We start from the raw sequence: 7,341 nt of genomic DNA, 5'->3' as shown, positions 1-7,341 counted from the left end.
CAAGGCCTTCTCTCCTGACGTCTTCAGCCTCAAGAGCCGATAACGCAACAGGCCCACAAGGGGAGAAGGAAGAAAGCGTCGCCCAGCGCGCTCCTCACATCATCCCGCTCTCTTCCTCTTCCGCCTGCTCGATCAACTCCTCGCTCACCACCAATTCGCGGCGGGGGACGACGAAGATCATCATGCAGGCGCAGAGCAGCGAGATCGCCAGTACCGCAGAGGTCAGCGGCAGCGTGGTCGCGGAGTGGCCGCCGAGATAGGCGCCGAACTGCGACATCAGCGCGCCGATGCCCTGCTGGAGGAAGCCCATCGCGCCTGACGCGGTGCCGGCGGCTTCAGGGCGGATGCTGATGGCGCCGGCGGCGGAATTCGCCATCACGAAGGCATTGCCGACCATCACGATCATCTGCGTGCCGAATAGCCACGCCGGTGCCTCGTTCCAGCCGGTGAAGCTCCAGAGCAGGTTCAACAGGCTGCCGCAGAGTTGCAAGGCCAGCCCGAACCAGATCAGCTTCTCCAGCGAGTGCCTGGGCGCGAAGCGCACGCAGAGCAGATTGCCGACGAGATATGCAAAGCCGGTGGTTGCGAACCAGGCGCCGTATTCGGCGCTGGTCCGGCCCATCTGCGTCACGACGATGTAGGGGCCGCCGCCGGCGAAGGTGAAGATGATCTGCGACGCCAGCACCTGGCACATCACATAGCCGATGAAGGCGCGACTCTTGATCAGGGTGCCGACGTCGCTGCGAAAGCCGCCGCTGCCGACGGCGCGATCGCGGCGGGTCTCGGGCAGCGCGATCGCGATGCCGATTGCGACCGCGATCGCGCCGATCGTGACGGCGTAGAAGATCGCCCGCCAGCCGAATGCGGTCTCGATCAGGCCGCCGGTGAGCGGTGAGACCATTTGGCCGATCATGAGTGCTGCGATTACGAGGCTGATCATGGAGGCGACGCGGTCGCGCTCGTAGATATCGCGGATGATGGCGCGGCTCACCACCATGCCGGAGGCGCCGCCGAGCGCCTGGAAGAAGCGCGCTGCGATCAGTTGCGGCAGGGTTTCGGCGAAGATGCAGGCGATGCTCGCCGCGACCATCAGCGCGAGACCGCCAAGCAGCACCGGACGCCGGCCGAACTTGTCCGACAGCGGTCCCATGATGAGCTGCGACAGTGCGATGCCGACCATGTACAGCGATACCGTCATCTGCGCGATCGAGATGTCGCGGCCGAACGTCGTCGCCAGCACGGGCAGCGCCGGAACCAGGATGTAGAGCGAGATCGGCGCGATCCCGGTCATGACGACCAGCAGCAGCAACACCACGCGCGAGGTCGCGATGTTTTTCGTCGCCGCGTCCGGCGGCCTGCTGATCATGCCGTGCATAGTCGTCCGTCTTTCGAAGTCGAATCGACTGTAGCGTGCTCGCACAAGACGGATATCGGCGTTTCGGAATGCGGCTATTCGGATTTCGGGACGGTTAGGATGAGGGCACGATGGCGACCGATTGGGCGCGTTGCTGGTGCCACATCACAGGTGTCATTCCCCGCGAAAGCGGGGAATCCAGTACGCCGCGGCTTCTCCGCATACGTTTGCTGCCTCGGGAATACTGGATGCCCCGCTTTCGCGGAGCATGACAATCATGGTGGCGAAGGAGCCGTGCGCAAATCGCGTGGCGCTATGCGCGCTACGCCTTCAGCTCCGCCGTGGCCTGATCGAGCCAGGCCTTCGTCGTCTCGTCCAGCGCCGGCCGCACCTCGGCGCGAACGCGCGCGTGGTAGGCATTGAGCCAGTCGAGCTCGTCCTTGCCCAGCATCGCGACATCGATCAGCCGGCGGTCGATCGGCGCCAGGGTCAGCGTCTCGAACGCGTTCATCGGTTTTTCCGCGCCCTCGATGTCGGCGGCGACCACCAGCTCGAGGTTCTCGATGCGGATGCCGAAGCCGTCGGTCTTGTAATAGCCGGGCTCGTTGGAGAGGATCATGCCGCGCTTCAGCGGCGTCGTGCCGAGCTTCGAGATCCGCGCCGGTCCTTCGTGCACACTGAGATAGCTGCCGACGCCGTGGCCGGTGCCGTGCTCGAAATCGATGCCGGCGGCCCAGAGATATTGCCGCGCCAGCGTGTCGAGCTGCGCGCCGGTGGTGCCGTCGGGAAACACCGCGCGCGCGATCGCGATGTGGCCGCGCAGCACGCGGGTGAAGCGGTCGCGCATCTCGCCGGTCGGTTCGCCAACGGCCATGGTGCGGGTGACGTCGGTGGTGCCGTCTTCATATTGCGCACCGGAATCGATCAGCAGCAGATCGCCCGGCGCGATGCGCCGGTTGCTCTTGCGGGTGACGCGGTAGTGCACGATGGCGCCGTTCGGACCGGTGCCTGATATGGTCGGGAACGAGACGTCCTTCAGCGCGCCGGTGTCACGGCGGAACGTCTCAAGCGCCTCGACCGCATCGATCTCGGTCAGCTTGCCGCTCGGTGCCTCGCGGTCGATGAAGCCGAGGAAGCGCGCCAGCGCCGCGGCATCGCGGCGGTGCGCCGTCCGTGTGCCCTTGATCTCGGTCGCGTTCTTGACGGCCTTGAGCAGTGCAATCGGATCGCTGCCGCGCACCGGCTTGCCGCCGGCGCTTGCGATCAGCCGGCTGAGCGCGTCGGCCGCGGTGGCATTGTCGAGTGCGATCGCGGCGCCGCTCTTGGCCAGCGCCATCAGCGTCGGCGCCATCGCATCGGGCTGGCGCACGTCGGCGGACTGCTCAAGATGGTCCCGCGTCAAATTGGAGAGTTTTCGGTGGTCGATGAACACGGTCGGCCGGCCATCCTTCGGCACCAGCGCGTAGGACAGCGGCAACGGCGTATGGGCGACGTCGGCGCCGCGGATGTTGAAGGTCCAGGCCACGGCGTGGCTGTCGGAGAGCACCAGCGCGTCGACGCCGAGCTTGGCGATCTCGCTTTTGATTTGCGTGATCTTCTCGGCCTCGGCGATCCCGGCATTTTGCAGGCTGTGCACCGCGACCGGGGCCAGCGGCGGCTGCGGCCGGTCCTGCCAGATCGCGTCCACCGGGTTGTTGTCGACCGCGACCAGCTCGGCGCCGGCCTTGGCGCAGGCTGCGGCGAGGCGCTCGGCTGCCGAAGAAGTGTGCAGCCACGGATCAAATCCTAGGCGGTCGCCGGCCTTCAGGTGCGTCGACACCCAGCTCTCCGGCGGCGGATCGATCAGCGATTCCACCGCCCAGGCCTTTGCGTCGACCTGCTTGGCCGCCTGGATCGTGTAGCGGCCGTCGACGAAGATCGCGGCCTCATGCGTCAGCACCACCGCCAATCCCGCCGAGCCGGTAAAGCCGGTCAGCCAGGCCAGCCGCTCTTCCGAGGGGGGCACATATTCGTTCTGCTGCTGGTCGGCGCGTGGAACGACGAAGCCGGTCAGCTTGCGGCGGGCGAGTTCCTCGCGGAGCGCGGCAAGGCGCGCCGTCAATGCGACGCCGGCCTCGGGTTCTTCGAATGTCTGGAAGTGTGCTTCGAACATTGGCTCAGTTTAGGATCATGAGGACTGGTCCGCAATGTAGACGCATTTGGGGGCGGCATTTGGCACGGACTGTGCTTGAAAATGTTCCATTCGAATTGAGTGGAGTACAGGATGCAGCAGTTGCGCTTCGTCCGGATAACAAGGAAATTCGAGCAGGTGGTTCATCTCAACGGCGAGGGGACACACGATGCCAGCGTTCATGTTTGAGAAGATTTCGCCGCCGGCCCACCGCGCCCCGGCCGCAACGACACCGAAGAAGCCGCGCGGCCTCATCAGCCAGATGATCGACCGTTTCGCCGAGCGCCGCGCCAGGCGTGCCCTGCAGGGCAAGCGCGCGACACGTCGGGACGAGAAGCCGGCGGAGTAGCGGCGGTGTTCGTTCGCCTCGCCCCGCTTGCGGGGAGAGGTCGGATTGCGAAGCAATCCGGGTGAGGGGGACTCTCCGCGAGTCCAACTCTCACCGTCGCTGCGGAGGCAGCCCCTCACCCCAACCCTCTCCGCGTAAGAACGGGGCGAGGGGGCGCAGTACCGCCGCGGACGCGGTTCACCCCACCTTCCGCAGCAACAAGCTGCTCCACCCCTCGATCCGCAGGTGCCGCACCGGCACGAGGCCGCGTGCGCGGTAGGCGGCGATCACGGCGGGGGCCTGGTGGGTCAAGAGGCCGGAGAGGATGACGCGCGCGCCGGGCGCGAGGTGCCGCGCCATCGGGCCGGCCAATTGCCTTAACGGGTTGGCAAGGATGTTGGCCAGGACCAGGTCGAACGGGCCGCATCTGGCAAAGTCCGGCGCGGCAAATCCGGTCGCGCGGATCACCCGCACCTGGTCGCCGGCGTGGTTCAGCGTCGCGTTCTCGGCCGCCACCCGCACCGACGGCGGGTCGATGTCGGAGGCGAGCACCTCGCGATGCAGCGCTTTCGCTGCCGCGATGGCCAACACGCCGGTGCCGGTGCCGAGGTCGAGCAGGCTCCTCGGCCGGGAACTCTTCAGGACGTGGTCAAGCAACAGTAAACAGCCCCGCGTGGTGCCGTGGTGGCCGGTGCCGAAGGCGAGCGCTGCCTCGATCTCGATGGCAAGCTTGTTCGGCGCCACGCGGTCGCGGTCGTGGCTGCCGTGCACGACAAAACGCCCGGCCGGCACCGGGACGAGATCTTCGAGGCTCGCCTTGACCCAGTCCTTGGCTTCGACAATGTCGAAGATGAGCGTTTCGGCGATGTCGTTTCCTGCAGTCGTTGCAACGAGTTCGCGCAGCCATGCCTGATCGGGCGCCGCGGCGAAATGGAGCGTGACGTCCCACTGTCCGTCCGGCCGCTCGAAGGCGGCGACCGCCGCATCGCCGTCGAAAAAGACCTCCGTGAGCACGTCGACGACGCGCTTGGCCGCGGCCTCGGTGCCGATCGAAAAGCAGGCGCGATGAGTGGGAGAAAGCTGCATCCTAGGGTTCCGTCAGTTCAATTTTTGGGACTTTTGTTCCCAATTTTCCACATAACTTGCAGGTTCCGATTTAACCTGACTGCAGGTTGTATCCCGTACATTTCCGGGTGTTGGATTCAGCCAACGCATCTTGGAATTGAAACGGAGGCGAGTCTTGAAGAGCATGGTTTTGAAGTTCTGGTCGGACGAATCCGGTGCAACCGCGATCGAATACGGTCTGATCGCAGCGGGCATCGCGCTGGCGATCATCACCGTGGTGAACAGCCTGGGCACCAGCATGAACGACAAGTTCGGTTCGATTAGCAGTTCCTTGAAGTAATTTCCGCCTCCCATTTTCCGGCGGGGGCTGTTTTTCTTTAGAGGCTGTTACCTGACGATTGCCCGCACGGGGAATTGCCCCCCGGCGGGCGAGGTCGTTTTGGGGGCCCGGAATGCCCACAGGCCCTCCACTCGTTTCCCCAAAGTTGTCCACGGCTTTATCCCGCCACTCATCCCCAGCTTTTCCACCGCCTTTTACGCGGCTCGCCGGGCCTGCCGCGCGCAGGCTGCCCACTGCTTTCTCACAGCGTTGCCAACAGACTTGCCAACAGCCTGTCCACAGCTCTTTCCACAGACCTATCCACGGCTTCCGAACGGCGAGCGGTGATCCCTCAAGATCGCCTGCGCAGCGTTATGGCCGGGGGCGCCGGTGACGCCGCCGCCGGGGTGGGCGCCGGAGCCGCAATGATAGAGGCCCTTCAGCGGACCGCGATAGTCGGCATGGCCCAGCATCGGCCGGGCCGAGAACAACTGGTTCAGCGTCAGCGCGCCGTGGAAGATGTCGCCTCCCAACAGGCCGAATTGCCGTTCGAGGTCGAGCGGGGAGAGCATCTGGCGGCCGAGCACGCTTGCCGCGAAGCCAGGTGCGTATTTGTCCACTGTCGCGATCATGAGATCGGCGACCTCCTCGCGATGGTCGTCCCAGGATTGTCCGTCGGGCAGTTCGGGCGCGACGTGTTGGCAGAACAGGCTCGCGACGTGTTTGCCCGCCGGTGCGAGCGTGTCGTCGAGCGTGGAGGGGATCAGCATTTCGACGACAGGCTCCCGGCTCCAGCCTAGCGCGCGCGCGTCGAGATAGGCGCGGTCCATGTAGCCGAGGCTCGGCGCCAGGATGATGCCGGAGGTGAGGTGATCGCCGTCGCCCGGGAGCGCGGTGAAGGAGGGCAGGCGGTCGAGCGCCACATTCATGCGGAAGGTGCCGGAGCCGTTCTTCCAGTGCCGGATGCGGGCGAGAAAGTCGGCGGGCAGCGCGTCGGCCGCGATCAGCCGCGTATAGAGCAGCTTTGGATTGACGTTGGCCGCGACATATTTCGCGCGAATGATCGAGCCGTTGTCCAGCACCACGCCCACGGCGCGGTCGCGCTCGACGATGATCTCGCGCACACCCGCATCCGTGTCGATCGTGACGCCGCGGCCCTGCGCGGCGCGCGCCATCGCCTGCGTGATCGCGCCCATGCCGCCGATGGCGTGGCCCCAGACGCCCTTCTTGCCGTTCACCTCGCCGAAGGCGTGGTGCAGCATCACATAGGCCGAGCCCGCCGCGTACGGGCTGGCATAATTGCCGACGATGGCATCGAAGCCGAACAGCGCCTTGACCAGATCGTGCTCGAAGCGCTCGTCCAGCATCTCGCCGGCCGAGCGGGTGAAGAGGTCGAGCAGGCTGCGGCTTTGCTCCAGCGTCAACCCACGCAGGATGTTGGCGCTCTGGAACGCGTTCACCGCTTCGCGGATCGCGTTCGTGCCAAAACCGTCGAGCAGGTTCGGCGGCGCACGCAGCACGAACTGCCTGAGCACGTCGGCGATGTCTTCCAGCTCGCGCGAGAACCCTTCGAGCGCGCTTGCGTCATGCGTGCTCAGCCGCGCGACGGACTCCTTGGTCCGCCCCTCGCCGGTGAGCAGATAGCTGCCGTCGGGCGCGGGCAGAAAATTCTGGGCGCGCCGCTCGACGATCCGCAGGCCCTGTTCAGCGAGGCCCAAGTCGCGGATCACCTGCGGATTGAGCAGGCTCACCGTGTAGGCGGCGACCGAGTTGCGGAATCCGGGGTGAAACTCCTCCGTGACCGCGGCCCCGCCGACCACCTTGCGGCGCTCGACGACGCGCACGCGCAGGCCGGCCATCGCGAGATAGGCCGCGCAGGTAAGGCCGTTATGGCCAGCGCCGATGATGATGACGTCGGTTTCGGTCATGAAGGATTCAAAATGTTCCACGGTCATTCCGGGATGGTCCGAAGGACCAGACCCGGAATGACATCTGTATATCAAGCAATCGTCGCTGCAACATCACGAGACCCTTTATTGCCCGTTCATGCGCCTTGTGCTCCATTGCGCGCGTCCGGCGCCCGCCGGAGTTCAGCCGGAGCTTCC

6 protein-coding genes are annotated in these 7,341 nt (G+C 65.6%); 2 read left to right on the top strand and 4 right to left on the bottom strand.

Annotated elements, in window-relative coordinates:
• Window positions 1-94: 94 nt before the first annotated feature.
• Window positions 95-1,375 (bottom strand): multidrug effflux MFS transporter, encoded by a 1,281-nt coding sequence (locus AC5ZFO_RS42030; RefSeq protein ID WP_282520532.1) that lies wholly within the window; start codon window positions 1,373-1,375, stop codon window positions 95-97.
• A gap of 301 nt (window positions 1,376-1,676) precedes the next feature.
• Complete coding sequence (locus AC5ZFO_RS42025) at window positions 1,677-3,506, bottom strand: aminopeptidase P family protein (protein ID WP_282520533.1); 1,830 nt, start codon at window positions 3,504-3,506, stop codon at window positions 1,677-1,679.
• A gap of 187 nt (window positions 3,507-3,693) precedes the next feature.
• On the opposite strand from AC5ZFO_RS42025, the gene AC5ZFO_RS42020 reads away from it, so the two are divergent.
• Window positions 3,694-3,873: a hypothetical protein gene (locus AC5ZFO_RS42020; protein WP_028147633.1), complete on the top strand. Its 180-nt coding sequence runs from the start codon at window positions 3,694-3,696 to the stop codon at window positions 3,871-3,873.
• A gap of 177 nt (window positions 3,874-4,050) precedes the next feature.
• On the opposite strand, the gene AC5ZFO_RS42015 is transcribed toward AC5ZFO_RS42020, so the two are convergent.
• Window positions 4,051-4,938: a 50S ribosomal protein L11 methyltransferase gene (locus AC5ZFO_RS42015; protein ID WP_282520534.1), complete on the bottom strand. Its 888-nt coding sequence runs from the start codon at window positions 4,936-4,938 to the stop codon at window positions 4,051-4,053.
• 163 nt (window positions 4,939-5,101) lie between these two features.
• Between AC5ZFO_RS42015 and AC5ZFO_RS42010 the strand changes: the two genes are divergently transcribed.
• Window positions 5,102-5,257 (top strand): Flp family type IVb pilin, encoded by a 156-nt coding sequence (locus AC5ZFO_RS42010; RefSeq protein WP_404979767.1) that lies wholly within the window; start codon window positions 5,102-5,104, stop codon window positions 5,255-5,257.
• Between the two features lie 296 nt (window positions 5,258-5,553).
• Here the strand turns inward: AC5ZFO_RS42010 and AC5ZFO_RS42005 are convergent, their stop codons facing one another.
• Complete coding sequence (locus AC5ZFO_RS42005) at window positions 5,554-7,164, bottom strand: phytoene desaturase family protein (RefSeq protein ID WP_282520536.1); 1,611 nt, start codon at window positions 7,162-7,164, stop codon at window positions 5,554-5,556.
• Window positions 7,165-7,341 lie beyond the last annotated feature (177 nt).

This window comes from Bradyrhizobium sp. Unk1 (assembly GCF_059512345.1).
This window is presented reverse-complemented; position numbering and strand designations above follow the sequence as displayed.

Coding starts and splice junctions, on each gene's coding strand:
- AC5ZFO_RS42030 (WP_282520532.1), bottom strand. CDS start 1,375: ATGCACGGCATGATCAGCAGGCCGCCGGACGCGGCGACGAAAAACATC.
- AC5ZFO_RS42025 (WP_282520533.1), bottom strand. CDS start 3,506: ATGTTCGAAGCACACTTCCAGACATTCGAAGAACCCGAGGCCGGCGTC.
- AC5ZFO_RS42020 (WP_028147633.1), top strand. CDS start 3,694: ATGCCAGCGTTCATGTTTGAGAAGATTTCGCCGCCGGCCCACCGCGCC.
- AC5ZFO_RS42015 (WP_282520534.1), bottom strand. CDS start 4,938: ATGCAGCTTTCTCCCACTCATCGCGCCTGCTTTTCGATCGGCACCGAG.
- AC5ZFO_RS42010 (WP_404979767.1), top strand. CDS start 5,102: ATGGTTTTGAAGTTCTGGTCGGACGAATCCGGTGCAACCGCGATCGAA.
- AC5ZFO_RS42005 (WP_282520536.1), bottom strand. CDS start 7,164: ATGACCGAAACCGACGTCATCATCATCGGCGCTGGCCATAACGGCCTT.